Source organism: Ruegeria sp. YS9 (genome assembly GCF_024628725.1).
Taxonomy (GTDB): domain Bacteria; phylum Pseudomonadota; class Alphaproteobacteria; order Rhodobacterales; family Rhodobacteraceae; genus Ruegeria; species Ruegeria atlantica_C.
Genome location: NZ_CP102409.1, coordinates 1899663 through 1915706 on the forward strand (window position 1 = coordinate 1899663; position 16044 = coordinate 1915706).

The window sequence follows — 16044 nt, forward strand, 5'->3', positions numbered from 1 at the left end:
GGCCACCTGCTGCGGGCTCAGGTTTTCCGCCCGTCTGGGCGCTTGAGCTTGCAGGCATCGGGCTGTATGTCATTCTCAGCAATTCGCAACACGCGGTGAGACACCTCCATGCCCGTTGAAAAGTCGGAGCTCAGCCGGTTTGAGCTTGGGAAATACTATGTCGCCAACCTGTTTCTTCAGGGGGTCATCCGCGTTATGCGCATGCTTCCCTATGAGCGGCGTATTCCAACAATGGGGGCCATCGTGCGGTCTCTGGCACCTGTTGTCGGGTTTCGCAAACGTGTCCGTCGGAATCTGAAGCTGACTTGCCCGGACTTGCCTGAAGCCGAAGTCAGGCAGATCTGCCGCGATGTGCCGGACAATGCCGGTCGTGCAATCATGGAGCATTTTTCTCCGGAAGATTTCATCGAACGCCAGAGCAAAGCCAAGATTTCAGGCCCAGGCATTGCTGCGTTTGACACGGCTGTTGCCGAGGGACGTCCGATCATGATGATTACGGCGCATTTCGGTCACTACCTGGCAGCCCGCATCGCCTTGCAAACCTACAGCGGTCAGCCCATCGGCTGCCTGTATCGGCGGATGGCCAACCCGTATTTCAACGACGCTTATGTCGAGGCCTTCTACAAGACAGGGGCTCCGATGTTCGAACAGGGGCGGCGTGGTATGGTCGAGATGGTACGCTCGTTGAAAAAGGGCGGGATCATTGCCATCGTTTCCGATCTTCACGCAATGGGCGGTGAGGAACTGATGTTCTTCGGCAAACCCGCGGTGACATCCGTGCTGAACGCCGAGCTGGCCATCAAATACAAAGCCGAGCTGATACCGTGTTACGCGGTGCGTCAGCCCAACGGTCTCGATTTTGAGATCGTTCTGCACGAACCGGTTCCGCACACCGACCCAAAAACCATGACCCAGTTCACCAATGACGATCTGGAAAAGATGGTGCGGCAGCATATGGGGCAATGGTTCTGGATTCACCGCCGCTGGAAACACTGGAACGGGTTGGGCATCAAACCGGAAGAGATGCCCTGATCACCTGACCCGGGTGGCGGCAATAATCGGCCCTTCCCCGGCCCTTTGAATCAGAACGACAGCCGGCAAATCTGAACCAAGCTGAACCGTAAATGTTTGCGGCGCAGTTCCATCCCATTGCCCTGCAATCTGCCAGGCCTCAACGACATTGGCATAGTCCAGTTCGTGCCCGGCCAGTTCTCCACGGCGGATCGAAGCGTGCCGCATGGGAGAATACTGAACCACATGCACGTCATAGGTATCGCCTTTCGGCAACTCGACGGGCGTCACATCCACTGTCACCTCATCGGCCGAGCGCACGGCCGTCACCAGCGCTTCGGGCGCTGCTTTCAGATGTGCTTCGATCAATCGATCAAGCTCCCGGGCTTGCGCCCCGACGATGTCGTGCTGCCCGTTGATCACCATCTGCGGGGTGTAGATCATGGAACGCCGCCCCTCGCGCGCATAAGCCCGCTGCCGAAGCGTATGATCGGGGTCTGCGTACTCGTCCTTCCACCCGATATAGTCCCAGTAATCGACATGCAGAGCCAGCCCTATGACGTCGTCGCGCTTGGCCAGATCATGCATGATCCGATCCGCCGGCGGGCAGGATGAACACCCCTGAGACGTGAACAGCTCGACCACAACCGGGTCTTCCCCGGCTGCGACCTTTGCCGCCACAAGGCTGGAAAACACGGTGGTCAAGGCAATGGATCTGAACATGAGAACTCTCGGGTTGAGCGGTTGGATCTCAGGGATAGCTGCTTTGCCACTCAACGACCAATCAAGGTTTCTTGAGACATTGACACACGCTCCAAGGGAAAAAGTGTACAATAGTATACAAATTTACCTCTCAACGCCTGTTGGACCTTGAACACGGGGGCTTGGTGATGCAGATAACACTCAGCAAATCCTAATATCCAAGTCATTTGAGAGGGAGGCCACAGATGCCCATCAAAGTCGGACAGGATACCGCCAAAACGCGCCGCAGTCTGAGCGTGAATGGTAAATCCATTTCCTATTATTCCATCCCCGCCGCGCAAGAGGCGGGCCTGGGCGATTTCTCCAAACTGCCTGCCGCACTCAAGGTAGTGCTGGAAAACATGTTGCGGTTCGAGGATGACGGGTTCTCGGTCTCGGTCGATGACATCAAGGCTTTTGCCGAATGGGGCGCGAACGGTGGCAAAAACCCCCGTGAAATCGCCTACCGCCCTGCCCGTGTACTGATGCAGGATTTCACCGGCGTTCCCGCCGTGGTGGATCTAGCCGCGATGCGGGACGGCATCAAGGCGCTGGGCGGCGACGCGCAAAAGATCAACCCGCTGAACCCGGTCGATCTGGTCATCGACCATTCGGTCATGATCGACGAATTCGGCAATCCGCGTGCGTTCCAGATGAATGTGGACCGTGAATATGAACGCAACATGGAACGGTATCAGTTCCTGAAATGGGGTCAGGGTGCATTCAACAACTTCCGCGTTGTTCCCCCCGGCACAGGTATCTGCCACCAGGTGAACCTTGAATATCTGGCCCAGACCGTCTGGACCGACACCGACCAGAACGGTGAAGAAGTCGCCTATCCCGACACGCTGGTCGGCACCGACAGCCACACCACCATGGTCAACGGCATGGCCGTGCTGGGCTGGGGTGTCGGCGGGATCGAGGCCGAGGCCGCGATGCTGGGTCAACCGATCTCGATGCTGATCCCCGAGGTCGTGGGCTTTGAGCTGACCGGTGATCTGGTCGAAGGCACCACCGGCACCGACCTGGTTCTGAAGGTCGTGGAAATGCTGCGCGAAAAAGGCGTTGTCGGCAAGTTCGTCGAATTCTACGGCGAAGGCCTGGATCGTCTGCCGCTGGCCGACCGTGCGACCATCGCCAATATGGCCCCGGAATACGGCGCGACATGCGGCTTTTTCCCGATTGACGGTGAAACGCTGCGTTACATGCGCAACACAGGGCGCGACGAAGATCGTGTCGCTCTGGTAGAAGCCTACGCCAAGGAAAACGGTTTCTGGCGCGATGAAAACTATGCGCCGATCTACACCGACACCCTGTCGCTGGATATGGGCACGATTGTTCCGGCGATCTCGGGGCCCAAACGCCCGCAGGATTATGTTGCGCTGACCGACGCCAAGGCCGCCTTCACCAGGGAAATGGCCGAGACCTTCAAGCGCCCGATGGGCAAACAGGTTGAGGTCAAAGGCGAAAACTACGGCATGGAATCGGGTAAGGTCGTGATCGCCTCGATCACGTCCTGCACCAACACGTCGAACCCTTACGTGATGATCGGAGCGGGCCTCGTGGCGCGCAAGGCAGCCGCGCTGGGGCTGGACCGCAAACCTTGGGTCAAGACCTCGCTGGCACCGGGGTCGCAGGTTGTATCCGCTTACCTCGAGGCCGCAGGCCTTCAGGAGGATCTGGACAAGATCGGCTTCAACCTCGTCGGATACGGCTGCACCACGTGTATCGGCAACTCGGGGCCAATCCAGAAAGAAATCTCGGAGGCCATTGCGGAAGGCGATCTGGTCGCCACCTCGGTCTTGTCCGGCAACCGCAACTTCGAAGGCCGCATCTCGCCCGACGTGCGCGCCAACTATCTGGCTTCGCCGCCTTTGGTCGTCGTGTACGCGCTGGCAGGCACCATGGATATCGACCTGACATCCGAGCCGATCGGCAAGGACAAGGACGGCAATGACGTCTATATGAAAGACCTCTGGCCAACCCAGCAGGAGGTCGCGGAATTGGTCGAACGGACGGTGACACGCGAAGCGTTCCAGTCGAAATACGCCGACGTCTTCAAAGGTGACGAAAAATGGCAGTCGGTCGAAACCACCGACGCGGAAACCTATGACTGGCCGCCAACATCGACCTATATCCAGAACCCGCCTTACTTCCAGGATATGAGCCCCGAACCGGGCACGATTTCCAACATCGAAGGTGCCAAGGTTCTGGCCATTCTGGGCGACATGGTCACGACCGACCATATCTCACCTGCGGGGTCTTTTGCGACGACCTCGCCCGCAGGCCAGTACCTGATCGAACGTCAGGTTCAGCCGCGTGAATTCAATTCATATGGTTCACGCCGCGGCAACCACGAGGTGATGATGCGCGGCACTTTCGCCAACATCCGCATCAAGAACGAGATGCTGGACGGCGTCGAAGGCGGTTACACCAAGGGTCCGGACGGCGAACAGATGTCAATCTATGACGCCTCGATGGCCTATCAGGCGAATGGCACCCCGCTGGTTGTCTTCGGTGGTGAGCAATATGGCGCGGGCTCAAGCCGCGACTGGGCGGCCAAGGGCACGGCTCTGCTGGGCGTCAAGGCCGTCATCGCCGAGAGCTTTGAGCGTATCCACCGTTCGAACCTTGTTGGTATGGGTGTCATTCCGTTCGAGTTCACAGGAGGCGACAACCGCAAAACCCTGGGGTTGAAAGGGGATGAAACCGTTTCGATACACGGGCTGGATACAATCGAGCCGCTACAGGAAGTCCCCTGCACCATCGTTTATGGCGATGGAACCGAAAAGACCATCACCCTGAAATGCCGTATCGATACCGCGCCCGAGATTGAATACATCGAAAACGGTGGCGTGTTGCATTACGTCCTGCGCAATCTTGCGAAGGCATCGTAACCGATAGCACAGCGCTCAATTCAAACCCCCGGCCATCTGCCGGGGGTTTTTTTTGTATTCTGGTCATTTATTCGAAAACCTGAAACTGTTGGGTAACGTCATCAACGGAAAACCAATCGCCATGAAGAAGCCCAACGCCCTGCTGGTGTGTTCGCTCAGCGTAATTGCAGTGATCGGGATATGGGGTGTCGTGGACATTCAAAGCCTGGTGACCTGGGCCAGTGGCATCGTCCGACAGACCTTCCACAGCCGCGGCTGGTTCGTGATGCTCGCCGCTTCGGGCATGTTGATCGGATGCCTGTTCCTGGCGTTTTCACCCTATGGCAATATTCGCCTTGGTCGGGATGACGAGGAACCAGAGTTTTCCACGGCTACATGGATTTCGATGTTGTTTTCCGCCGGTATGGGCGTCGGTCTTCTGTTTTGGGCAGTGGCAGAACCGTTGACCCATTTCAATTTTATCAACGGCATGGCACCGGATTTCATCGCGGCGCAGCAGGCCATGCTGGCGACGAACTTTCACTGGGGCTTACACGCTTGGGCCATTTACGGTTCAACCGCGCTTTCCATCGCCTTTTTCAGTTTTCGGCGCGGCACCGGAATGATGGTCAGCGCGCCGATCAAAAGCCTGTTTCCCGGCGAACGCTGGGCTGAACGTGTCGGCTGGCTTTCGGATTTCATGGCGATCATCGCCATTGCCATTGGTGTCGGCGGTTCCATGGCCATGGGCGTATTTCAGGTGGCAGACGGCATCGCCGTTCTCGGCGGACGGGAAACCGTCGGCGCCCTTCTGATTGGCGCCGTGTTTCTGGCAATGGTTGCGGCCTATATCCCGGCACTCCTGATCGATCTGGGTCAGGGCATGGCGCGCCTGTCCAATGCCGCCATGCTGATCGCAATCGGCCTTGTTGCCTACACCGTGGTCCTTGGCCCCACCGAATACCTTCTGAATACCATCGTTCAGGGGTTCGGGGACTATGTCACCAATGTCATTCCCAGGGGCTTTCAGACCTTTACGTTCTTCGGCGATGACGTCACCAGATGGTTCAGCGACTGGACCCTTACCTACATGGTCTGGTGGATCGCCTGGGGCCCATTCGTGGGCGTCTTTGTCGCCCGCATCTCTCGCGGTCGCACGATACGGGAATTCGTGATCGGAGTCCTGTTCGCCCCCACGCTGTTTTCAATCCTCTGGTTCGGTGCATTTGGTGGCATTGGCCTGTTCGAGGCGCTCAATGGTGCTGGCGAACTGCTGGCCTATACGCAGACAAACATCGAGCGCGTGACCTTCGCCCTGCTCGACCGACTTCCACTGTCCGTGATCACCACGCTTGCAACGGTACTGGCCGCCTTTCTGTTCATCGTGACCAGCGTCGTAAGTGCGGCATTTGTTCTGGGCACCTTCTCGACGGGCGGGGACGAGAATCCCCCGCCGCGCGTCCGGCTGATCTGGGGAGGATTGCTTGGGCTGCTGAGTGTCGCGATGATCCTTTCGGGATCCGTGGACTCGGTGAAGATCCTCATCTCGCTTGGCGCATTGCCCTTTGTCTTCATTTCAGTCCTGCTGATGGTGTGCTTGTTCCGCGGGCTCAGAGAGGAGGGGCAACGCAATGCTGATCGGTGATCTCACGGACACTCTGATGAACCTTGTCACTTTCGCGTTCATCGCGGCAATGCTCTGGATATTGCTGCGCAAGTGACAGCAATTCGACAGCGCAAAAAACAACGTTGAATCCTGGGCGCTTTGCCGGTCATCTGAGTTCATGGAAAAAGTTGCACTGATAACCGGTGGTGCCCGTGGGATCGGGCGGGCAATAGTCGAAGACCTGAGCCGAGATCACCATGTTGCCTTCACCTGGTTGGCCAGCCAGCCCGATTCTGAAGTGCTGAAAGGCGACGTTCTGGCAATTCAATCGGACCTGACCGAAGACAACCAACCCACCCGGGTCGTCGAAAAGGTCATCGATCACTTCGGACGACTGGACGTGATCGTGAACAACGCGGGTCTTGTTCGCGCCACTCCGAAACAAGCGTTCAGGGTTGAAGACCATCGCGCCATTCTTGACCTCAATCTGCTGGCCCCGGCCGCGTTGCTGGCTGCGGCATTGCCGCATCTGAACCGCGGCGCTTCGATCGTCAGCATCTCATCGATGAACGCGACATTGCCACCGCGCGACGCAGTGACCTATGGGGCAAGCAAGGCCGCTTTGAACCTCTGGACACAGGCCATGGCGAAAGAGCTCGGCCCCGAAGGCATCCGTGTCAACGCGGTTGCGCCGGGCGCCATCAACATCCCCGAAGCCCCCCGTCCTGACGATCTGACATCGCTTTTCGTCAACGAAACGGCGCTGGGCCGGATCGGAACACCCGAAGACATCGCCAAGGTCGTTCGGTTTCTGGCCTCGGACGCGGCGGGGTTCGTAACCGGAGAGGTTCTGCGCGTGACCGGAGGGTATCGCTTGTAAGGTGGCTTAAACCTCGTTTTCCAAATTGCTCAACCGCCCGCAGCCTTTTCCAACGCCGGACGCAGAGTGTTTTCAATCACGCGCTGCGTAATCGGGCCGGCAAAGCGCAGAATGATTGTGCCGTCGCCATCAACCACATAGGTTTCGGGTACGCCGTAAAGACCCCAATCCAATGCCATGCGGCCCTTCTCATCTCGTCCAATCGCGGCGTAGGGGTCACCCAGCTCGGTCAAGAACGCTTGGGCGTTGCCCAACTGGTCTTTGTAGTTGATGCCATAGACCGGGATGCCTTCGGCGGCCAGCGCTTCCAGATTGGGATGCTCGGCACGGCACGGCGCGCACCAGCTGGCCCAGTAGTTGACCAGTTTGACTTCTCCATCCCGCAGCGTGGCATCATCAAACAGCTTCTTTTCCGGGAACTCGGTCAGAACCACGGGCGGAGCCGGTTGGCCTTCGCGGGCAGAGGGCAACGCGTTGGGGTCTTCCCGGAACATACCGATCCCGGCCAACACGGCGAAAGCGCCAAAAATCAAAGGCGGCGCGATCATCAGGGGCGATATCTTAGCCATTGCGCGAAATCCTTTGTTCGATTTTTTCCATCTCAGTGCGTATCTTGCGCCCTCGCATCACGCTGTACACGATCAATGCCACAAGCAGCACGATGGACACGGCATAAGACGACAAAACCGCGTCAGCGTATTTTCCAAGATCGGGGATCATCCGCCCACCCTTTCCCGCGCCTGCAACGCCTTGATGCGACGCGCGCGGATTTCAGTCCCGGTGCGGTACAGCACCAAAGCAATGAACAGCAGAACAAATCCGATGATGCACAGCAACAGCGGATAGAAGTAGATATTGCTGACTTTCTCTTCCGTATCGGCTCCGGTCACGGCAGCCGCCCGCATGACCGATGCGCCCTGATGCAGGCCTTGGTTCCAGAAGTTGACCGCATATCGGCTGAGCAGCGCGAATACGGATCCGACCAGACACAGAACCGAGGTCAGGTCCGCCGCGGTGTCCGGATCCTCGATGGCTTCCCACAACGCGACATAGCCAAGATAGAACAGGAACAGGATCAGAAACGACGTCAGACGCGGATCCCACGCCCACCAGGTGCCCCACATGGGCTGTCCCCAGATCGCCCCTGTCAGCAACGCAATCAGGGTCATCACGATCCCGATCGGTGCAGCCGCCCGCGCCGCCAGCGCGCTGACATGGTGACGCCGCACCAACCAGACCAGAGAAGTCGCCAGCATCATCAGCCAGCAATTGATCGCCATCAGCGCCGCCGGGACGTGCAGATAGATGATCTTGACCGTCGACCCTTGCTTGTAGTCGTCCGGCGTGAAGAAGAACCCCCAGACCAGCCCGACGACGATGCAGATGATCGAGACGATCCAGAAAAACGGCAGGACACGTTCACTGGTTGCAAGAAACTTGCGCGGGTTGGCGTATTCCCAGAGGGCATTGGCTTTGGCTGCTATCGACATGGGCCCTATCTAGTCCGAGTTGGGGGTTTTCTCAATTGACATCAGTCAAAGTTGGGACGGTTCACCGCAGATTGATACGTAACACAGCCGCGCTGGCAAAGGGCAACAATGCTATCGTCGCAGCCGTGATCCCCGCCAGCATCAACAACGGCGTCTGCACGTCCATCCCCGTTGCCCCACGCCGGGCGACTTCGGCCCCGAAAATCAGGGTGGGGACGTAAAGCGGCAGCACCAAGAGCGACAACAGCAGCCCGCCACGCTTGAGGCCGACGGTCAGGGCAGCGCCGAATGTGCCGATCACGCTCATGGCCGGGGTTCCGATCAGCAGCGAGATTACAAGCCAGAAGAAGCCCGGTGCAGGCAGGTTCAGCAAAACCCCCAGAAAGGGCGCGGCCAGAACCAAAGGCAGGCCTGTGGTCAGCCAGTGGGCCAGCGCCTTGATGGTCACAACTGATTCCAGTGGCAGCGGCGCCGTGGCCAGCAGGTCCAGCGATCCGTCCTCCCAATCCAGCGCCAGAAGACGGTCGAGAGACAACAGACACGCCAGCAACGCCCCCAGCCAGAGCACTCCGGGTGCAATGGTGGACAGCAGCGAGGATTGTGGCCCCACTGCAAACGGCACCATCACGGTCACGATCAGGAAAAAGGCCAATCCCAATCCGAACCCTCCGCCTGCACGGAAGGCCAGTTTCAGGTCGCGCAGCAGAAGGGCGATCACAGGAAGCCTCCGTCGAAATCGTCAATGGGTTTGGGTTTGGCCTTGTTCGGGCCGACGTCCAGAACCTCGCCATCCAGGCCAAGGTCGATATGGGTCGCGATCAGGGCTGACCCGCCCTGCCCCAGATGCGCGCGGACTGCATCGGCGAACATTTGCACCGCATTTCTGTCCAGCGAAACGGTCGGTTCGTCCAGCATCCAGATCGGCCGCCCGGTGACCAGCATTCGCGCTAGCCCCAGCCGCCGTTTCTGACCAGCCGACAGGTTCCCCGCATGGCGGTCCGCCAGCTCGTTCAACTGGAACGCGTCCAGCGCCGTCTGGATGCCGTTGGTGCCAAAGACAGAAGCCCAGAACGTCAGGTTCTCGGATACAGTCAGCGTCGGTTTCAGCCCGTCCGAATGGGACGCATATGCGATCTGGTCTTCCGCGCCCTGGATCTGACCTTCCAGCGGCGGCTGCAACCCGGCCAATGTGCGCAGAAGGGTTGTTTTGCCGATCCCGTTCGGCCCACGCAGAATCAGCGCTTTGCCCGGAGGCAGCTGAAAGCTGAGATGCTCCAGGACGGGAATGCCACCACGGGTGATCGACAGGTCGGTTACTATCAGAGTCATGAGACCCGCTTATCGGAATGTCATCAGAGGCAAAAGGTGGGATTTGCCGCAGTTCGGTTACGGGAGCTTTGAGCAGAGAGGTCCGAGTGAGGGGCCAGCCCCTCACACACCCCGGGATATTTTCAGCCAGATGAAGGGGTCCCGTCAGACCGGGATCAGAGCAAGCGCTATGCGGCGACCTTCAGAGAGCAAGACATTGTAAGTGCGGCAAGCAGCCGGAGAATTCATGATTTCGACGCCGACTCCGGCACTTTCCAGCCGGCTGCGCAAAGATTGGGGAATGTGAACCATGTCTTTGCCGGTACCGACAAGCAGAACGTCAATTGCATCGGCCAGTTCCAGAAGTGGCTGCGAATCTTCATAGCCGCCCCAGGTGGCAGGTCCTGCGGGACCGGTCAGAACGGCGCCTTCGAACACATCACCGCCGATGCGGAAAAAACCGGGGCCATAGCCATCAACCGGCTTGGCATCTGAAAACGTAACCTGGTTCAGGCGCATTTCTTCCCTCCTTCAATCCAGGATCGGCAAACCGGACACGACGGCTATCAGAATGACCGAATAAGCCGCAGCGCGATAGATCCGTTCGAGCTTTGGATCGAACAGAGCCTTGCCGATCAGTGTGGTGGTCAGATAGGGCGCACCCAGCAGCAGGACAATCCACAGGATCGACAGATCCGCAGCGCCTCCGATCAGGATACTGAAAACGATGGCCACATCCAGCAACGCCAGGAAGATGATCGTGTTGGCGCGAATCTTGCGCACATCTGAAGAACTGGCCAGATAGAATACGATAACGACCGGGCCGGTCAGTCCGGTCATGCCGCCGATCACGCCCGCGCTGCCTCCGATGGCCAGCCGTCCGGGCACACCCAGTCGTCCCTGCCAGCGCCAGCCAGTGACGATCGCCAACAGGGTCACGCCGGTGATGCCGCAAGCGATCCAGCGCAGAACGACCGTGTCGGCCTGTGCCATGACCCAAAGCCCCAGTGGCACGGTCAATGTCGCTGCAATGCCCAAAGTGCTGATTTCGATCTTGTCGCATTCGTGCCACGCCTGCGGCGCCAGCGCAAAGGTCGATACGATCCCGGTGGCCGCCATCAGAAAGACGACATCGGCAATCGGCAGGAATTGAGTGGCCACCGGCACAAAGATCATCGCGGTGCCAAAACCAGTGAAGCCGCGGACAAGTCCCGCGGCTCCGATGGTAAGTATCAACCAACCCAGCCCCGGCAGGGACAAGGCCTGTTGCAACGCCTCAGGCATCGATATTGGCAAACTGGTTGCCCGCCGTGTTGGACGGCTTGGACCAGTCGCGCTTGACCCCCAGCCACAGCAGGATGGTCGAGGCCACGAAGACCGATGAATAGGTGCCCACGATCACGCCCCAGATCATCGCAAAGACGAAGCCGCGGATCACATCGCCGCCCAGAACATAAAGCGAGATCAACGCCAGCAACGTGGTGACCGAGGTCATGACGGTCCGGCTGAGGGTCTCGTTGATCGAAATGTTCAGCACCTCTTTGAGGTCTTTCTTTTTGTATTTCCGCAGGTTCTCACGCACCCGGTCGAAGACGACCACGGTATCGTTCAGCGAATAACCGACGATGGTCAGAAGGGCCGCGATAATGGCCAGATCAAAGCGGATTTGCAGTTCCGAGAAGATACCGATGGTCAGGATCACATCGTGAACCAGCGCCGCCACGGCCCCCAGCGCGAACTGCCATTCGAACCGAAGCCAGATATACACAAGCACCGCGCCGATCGCCAAAGCCACCGCGATGACGGCGGTCTGGATCAACTCGCCCGAGACCTTGGGCCCCACGGATTCCACTGACACGAACTGAATGTCGGGAACAACCTGCTGCAACGCTTCTTCCACGGCAGTGATGGTCGCCGCTTCCACAGCCTCGGCATCTTCTTGCGCCTGAATGCGGATCATCGCGACGTTTTCGTCATCCGCAAAGGTTGGGTCGAAAATCTCGGTGATGGTCACGTCACCCAGTTCCAGAGGGGCGATGGCATCTCGGTATGTGCCCACATCGATCTCAACCGCGCTTTGCGTCCGGATCGTGGTGCCACCTCGGAAGTCGATGCCGAAATTCAGCCCCTGCAACAGGAACGACGTAAAAGCAACCACCATCATCAGGCCGGAGATGCCCAACCAGACCTTCCAGTGTTTGAAAAAATCGAACGAGGTGTTCTGGGGTACGAGTTTCAGTCTCATGTCAAACCTCGATCGTTTTCGGACGGCGGCGTTCGAACCACATCACGACCATCAGGCGCGTCACGAAGATTGCGGTGAAGACCGAGGTCAGAATGCCAAGGCCCAGAGTAATTGCAAAGCCGCGCACCGGGCCACTGCCCATGGCAAACAGGATCACGGCGGTGATGAATGTGGTCACGTTCGCATCCAGAATGGCCGACAACGCCTTTTCATAGCCCAGTTCGATTGCGCGCGCCGGACCTTTGGCCGATTTCAGTTCCTCGCGGATACGTTCAAAGATCAGCACGTTGGCGTCCACCGCCATACCAACTGTCAACACGATGCCCGCGATACCCGGCAGGGTCAGGGTTGCCCCGATCATGGACAGCAGACCGAACAACAGGCCCACGTTGATGATCAGCGCGATGTTGGCGAAGATCCCGAACAGACCATAGCTGAGCGCCATGAATACCAGCACGGCGACAAAAGCCACGATGGTGGCGACTTTGCCTGCGTCGATACTGTCCTGCCCCAACTCGGGCCCGATGGTGCGTTCTTCGAGGAACTCCAGACCGGCAGGCAGTGCGCCCGCTCGCAGCAGAACGGCCAGATTGGTGCTTTCCTCAACCGTAAAGTTGCCGGTGATAATGCCCGAACCGCCCGGAATATGACTTTGGATCACGGGGGCCGATATCACCTCGTCGTCCAGAACGATGGCAAAGGGGGCTCCGATGTTGTCGCGGGTGTAATCCCCGAATTTGCGCGCACCAGACGTGTTGAACCGGAAGTTGACCGCAGGGCGGCCGTTCTGGTCGAACGCGGGCTGCGCATCCACCAGTTCCTCGCCGGTAACAACCGGAGCGGATTCAATGGTGTAGTAAACACCGCTTTCGTCAATCGACGGCACGATTTCTTCGCCAATGCCTGCAACGGCATCCGGGTCGGTGCCTCGTCCGGCAACCGGGTTAAAGGTCAGCTGTGCCGTAGTGCCGATGATCTCTTTCAACTCACCCGCGCTGCCGATGCCTGGCACCTGAATCAGGATACGATCTGCACCCTGACGCTGAATGGTGGGCTCTCGGGTGCCCACTTCGTCGATCCGGCGGCGGATGATTTCCAACGATTGACGCACTGTGCGGTCGTCTGAGGCCAGTTTTTCTGCCTCGGACAACTGAACGACAATCGTGTCGCCTTCGGCACGTGCCTCGATATCCGTTGCCCCGACACCGGTCAGGGTCTGCACCTGACGGGCAAGACCGCGCACGACTTCCAATGCCCGCGCCATGCCCTCGGGTTGGCTGATGCGCACGCGAATCTCATCGGGAGCCGATTCCTGACGGCGGATCGTCCCGACGGTCGAGCGCTCATCGCGCAGGGCGTCACGGATTTCCGGCCACATCGCCTCCATCCGGGTCTCGTAGACGTCCTGCACCTGAACTTCGGCCAACAGATGTGCACCGCCCCGCAGGTCGAGACCCAGATTGACCAGTGATGAGGGCAACCAGTTCGGCCATTGCCCGGCTTCGGCCTGCATTTCAGGCGTGTCCACGCCCAGCTCAATCGCGGCCTTGGCGTCGTTTGATTGCTCAACCCGCGTGTAAAACGCGTTTGGCAGGGCCATGAGCAGACCAGTCACGCAGACCAGCCAGATCAGAACCCGCTTCCAGGTATCAATGTGCAGCATTACCCTGCCTTTTCAAGGAATTGTAAGGTGGAATTACTTCGCGGGTTCGGTTTTGTTCAGAACCTGAGCAATGGTCGACTTGACCACACGCACCTTTACACCTTCGGCGATCTCGACTTCGATCTCGTTGTCGCCTTCCTTGACCTTCGACACTTTGCCGATCAGCCCGCCCTGGGTGACAACCTGATCCCCGCGACGCACGGCGTCGACCATGGCTTGATGTTCCTTCATTTTCTTCTGCTGCGGACGGATCAGCAGGAAATACATGATCGCAAAGATCAGGATCAGCGGGAGAAACTGGGCGATTGCGCCACCTTCCATGGGATATTCCTTTATTCAGATCTTGCGGCACCGTTCCGCAAATTTGGCCGGAACCTATGCTTTGAAATGCGTGTTTGCAAGCAAAGGTGGTCATGTGACCGGCTGCAACCTGACAAAGGTGCCTCAAGAACCGTTTGAACGTTGCAGATATGTCCTATGCAGATATTTCAGTTTTGCTATAGTCAGACGTCAGGGGGGACAATGAAAACTCGTTACAAGCTGTTCCAATCGTTGACGCTTTTGCTGTCTCTGCTGACCTTGTTCTTGTGCTTGGCAGTGCCGCTAAAGGCCCAGGAAGCACCTGCCGAAATCACCGAGCCCGATGCGGAAGAAACCGAAGGTTTCAAGGCACCTGTCATCGTCGACGGCGACATGTTGTTCTTCTTGCGCGGTTCCAGCGCCCTGCCCGCGCCGGAACGGGCCGAAGGCGTTCAGAAGAAAATTATCGAGGTGGCCGAAGCCTCGGAAAGCCCCACGGTCGACATCACCTTTGAAGAGACCGATCTGGGCATACGCATTCGCGCCGACGATGAGATCGTATCCATCGTGACCGTCGCCGATGCCGAACTGGACCAGATGGAGCTGGACGTCCTTAGCTTTCTCCATGGTCAGGCCATCGAAGAAGCCATCCTTGCCTACCGATCCAACCGTACAGAGCAGGCGCGGGTATCCGGTGCGATTGAAGCTGCGGCATGGACCATTGGCTTTGTCGTCTTCGTGCTGGTTATCCTATGGCTGCACCGTCGGATCAGGCGGCGCACTCTGAAACTGGTAAAGCGTTATTTGCAGGACGTCGAAACGGCGACGGCCAAAAGCGTTCAGGCCGAGGCAATTGCCGCCCTGATCCGATACGGGCTTAACTTTGTCCTGTTGGTCATCTTCTTTCTTGGCTTCTACTACTACCTGTCCTTCGTTCTGCTGGCCTTTGCGGAAACACGCTATTTCGCGCAGCTGCTGCTGACCTATCTGACAGAACCGGTGCTGCTGATATTCAAGGGAATACTCAGCTATATCCCGAACCTGATTATGCTGAGCCTGATCGCATGGGTCACGTTGTACATAATCAAGGGCATGCGCGTGTTCTTCGACGCGGTCGAAGCCGGTTCATTCGAAATGGGCGATTTTGAAAAACACTGGGTCAATCCGACGTTCAACATCGCACGGGTTGTCGTGATCCTGATCGCGCTGGTCTTTGCCGTTCCCTACATTCCCGGTTCGGATTCGGCCGCCTTCCAGGGACTGACCATTCTGGTCGGCGCCATGCTGTCGCTGGGGGCCAACTCGGTCGTGTCCAATATGCTGGCGGGGCTGTTCGTGATCTATCGCCGTTCCACGTCAATCGGCGACCGCATTCAGATCGGAGAGCATATAGGCGACGTGGTTCAGATCAAACTGATGGAGACGCATCTGAAATCCATCAAGAACGAGCTGATTTCGATCCCGAATGCCCAATTGATGAATTCGGACGTCGTGAATTTCTCGAAGAAAACCGATGGCAGTGGTTTGCTGCTGCACACGACGGTTGGCATCGGATATGAAGAACCGCCCGAAAAGATCGAAGCAATGCTGATCGAGGCGGCCAACCGCACCAAGGGGATCAAGGCCAAGCCGGAACCTTTCGTGCTGTGGACGGCGCTGGCCGACTACGCCATCAATTATCAGATCAACGGTTACACCACCCGCGGAAGCATCATTCCAAAAATCCGCTCGGACCTGCATCGCAACATTGTCGCCGTATTCAACGAGAACAAAGTGCAGATCATGACGCCGTCTTACATGGCAGATCCACCGGAACCAAAAATCCCGACAGAAGAATGGGACGGACATCTGGCGCATGAAATCCACGACGAGGCCGATAAGTCGTAACCGGTGCTACACCCCGCCCGACAGATGGTGCATAAGC

Annotated in this window: 16 protein-coding genes; 5 read left to right on the top strand and 11 right to left on the bottom strand. The window is 58.1% G+C overall.

The genetic code is table 11. The annotated features are described in order from the left end of the window. The first annotated feature begins 108 nt into the window (after nt 1-108). A complete protein-coding gene (locus tag NOR97_RS09670) occupies nt 109-1032 on the top strand; it encodes a lysophospholipid acyltransferase family protein (RefSeq protein ID WP_257598961.1) in 924 nt (307 codons plus the stop codon). Here the strand turns inward: NOR97_RS09670 and NOR97_RS09675 are convergent, their stop codons facing one another. Further along, complete coding sequence (locus NOR97_RS09675) at nt 1033-1734, bottom strand: thioredoxin family protein (protein ID WP_257598962.1); 702 nt, start codon at nt 1732-1734, stop codon at nt 1033-1035. A gap of 224 nt (nt 1735-1958) precedes the next feature. Here NOR97_RS09675 and acnA point away from each other — a divergent pair, with 224 nt between their 5' ends. The 3 genes from acnA to NOR97_RS09690 all read left to right on the top strand — a co-directional run bounded on the left by acnA (nt 1959) and on the right by NOR97_RS09690 (nt 7114). Next, nucleotides 1959-4649, top strand: a complete 2691-nt coding sequence (acnA, locus tag NOR97_RS09680) for an aconitate hydratase AcnA (protein ID WP_257598963.1) — start codon at nt 1959-1961, stop codon at nt 4647-4649. Nucleotides 4650-4770: 121 nt separating this feature from the next. Further along, a complete protein-coding gene (locus NOR97_RS09685) occupies nt 4771-6273 on the top strand; it encodes a BCCT family transporter (protein WP_257598964.1) in 1503 nt (500 codons plus the stop codon). Nucleotides 6274-6412: 139 nt separating this feature from the next. After that, complete coding sequence (locus NOR97_RS09690; protein ID WP_257598965.1) at nt 6413-7114, top strand: SDR family NAD(P)-dependent oxidoreductase; 702 nt, start codon at nt 6413-6415, stop codon at nt 7112-7114. A 29-nt stretch (nt 7115-7143) separates the two neighbouring features. On the opposite strand, the gene NOR97_RS09695 is transcribed toward NOR97_RS09690, so the two are convergent. The 10 genes from NOR97_RS09695 to yajC form a co-directional block, all read right to left on the bottom strand. After that, entirely contained in the window at nt 7144-7683 is a 540-nt protein-coding gene (locus NOR97_RS09695) for a DsbE family thiol:disulfide interchange protein (protein WP_170343893.1), read from the bottom strand. After that, entirely contained in the window at nt 7676-7834 is a 159-nt protein-coding gene (ccmD, locus tag NOR97_RS09700; RefSeq protein ID WP_257598966.1) for a heme exporter protein CcmD, read from the bottom strand. The genes NOR97_RS09695 and ccmD overlap by 8 nt, the downstream gene beginning before the upstream one ends. Then, entirely contained in the window at nt 7831-8604 is a 774-nt protein-coding gene (locus NOR97_RS09705) for a heme ABC transporter permease (RefSeq protein WP_170343891.1), read from the bottom strand. Before NOR97_RS09705 ends, ccmD begins: the two co-directional genes overlap by 4 nt. Before the next feature lie 61 nt (nt 8605-8665). Further along, complete coding sequence (gene ccmB / locus NOR97_RS09710) at nt 8666-9322, bottom strand: heme exporter protein CcmB (protein WP_170343890.1); 657 nt, start codon at nt 9320-9322, stop codon at nt 8666-8668. Further along, the gene (ccmA, locus tag NOR97_RS09715) at nt 9319-9933 is read right to left on the bottom strand and encodes a heme ABC exporter ATP-binding protein CcmA (RefSeq protein WP_170343889.1); all 615 of its coding nucleotides are present in this window, start codon (nt 9931-9933) and stop codon (nt 9319-9321) included. The genes ccmB and ccmA overlap by 4 nt, the downstream gene beginning before the upstream one ends. A 144-nt stretch (nt 9934-10077) precedes the next feature. After that, entirely contained in the window at nt 10078-10431 is a 354-nt protein-coding gene (locus tag NOR97_RS09720) for an Mth938-like domain-containing protein (RefSeq protein ID WP_257598967.1), read from the bottom strand. Between the two features lie 12 nt (nt 10432-10443). Continuing rightward, on the bottom strand, nt 10444-11208 hold the full coding sequence (locus tag NOR97_RS09725; protein ID WP_306975875.1) for a sulfite exporter TauE/SafE family protein: 765 nt from the start codon (nt 11206-11208) through the stop codon (nt 10444-10446). Continuing rightward, nucleotides 11189-12157: a protein translocase subunit SecF gene (gene secF, locus NOR97_RS09730; RefSeq protein WP_170343887.1), complete on the bottom strand. Its 969-nt coding sequence runs from the start codon at nt 12155-12157 to the stop codon at nt 11189-11191. Before secF ends, NOR97_RS09725 begins: the two co-directional genes overlap by 20 nt. A 1-nt stretch (nt 12158) precedes the next feature. Then, nucleotides 12159-13820, bottom strand: a complete 1662-nt coding sequence (gene secD / locus NOR97_RS09735; protein ID WP_257598968.1) for a protein translocase subunit SecD — start codon at nt 13818-13820, stop codon at nt 12159-12161. Between the two features lie 33 nt (nt 13821-13853). Continuing rightward, complete coding sequence (gene yajC, locus NOR97_RS09740) at nt 13854-14141, bottom strand: preprotein translocase subunit YajC (protein ID WP_117868574.1); 288 nt, start codon at nt 14139-14141, stop codon at nt 13854-13856. A 201-nt stretch (nt 14142-14342) separates the two neighbouring features. Here yajC and NOR97_RS09745 point away from each other — a divergent pair, with 201 nt between their 5' ends. After that, nucleotides 14343-16007, top strand: a complete 1665-nt coding sequence (locus NOR97_RS09745) for a mechanosensitive ion channel family protein (protein WP_257598969.1) — start codon at nt 14343-14345, stop codon at nt 16005-16007. The last annotated feature ends 37 nt before the right edge of the window (nt 16008-16044 follow it).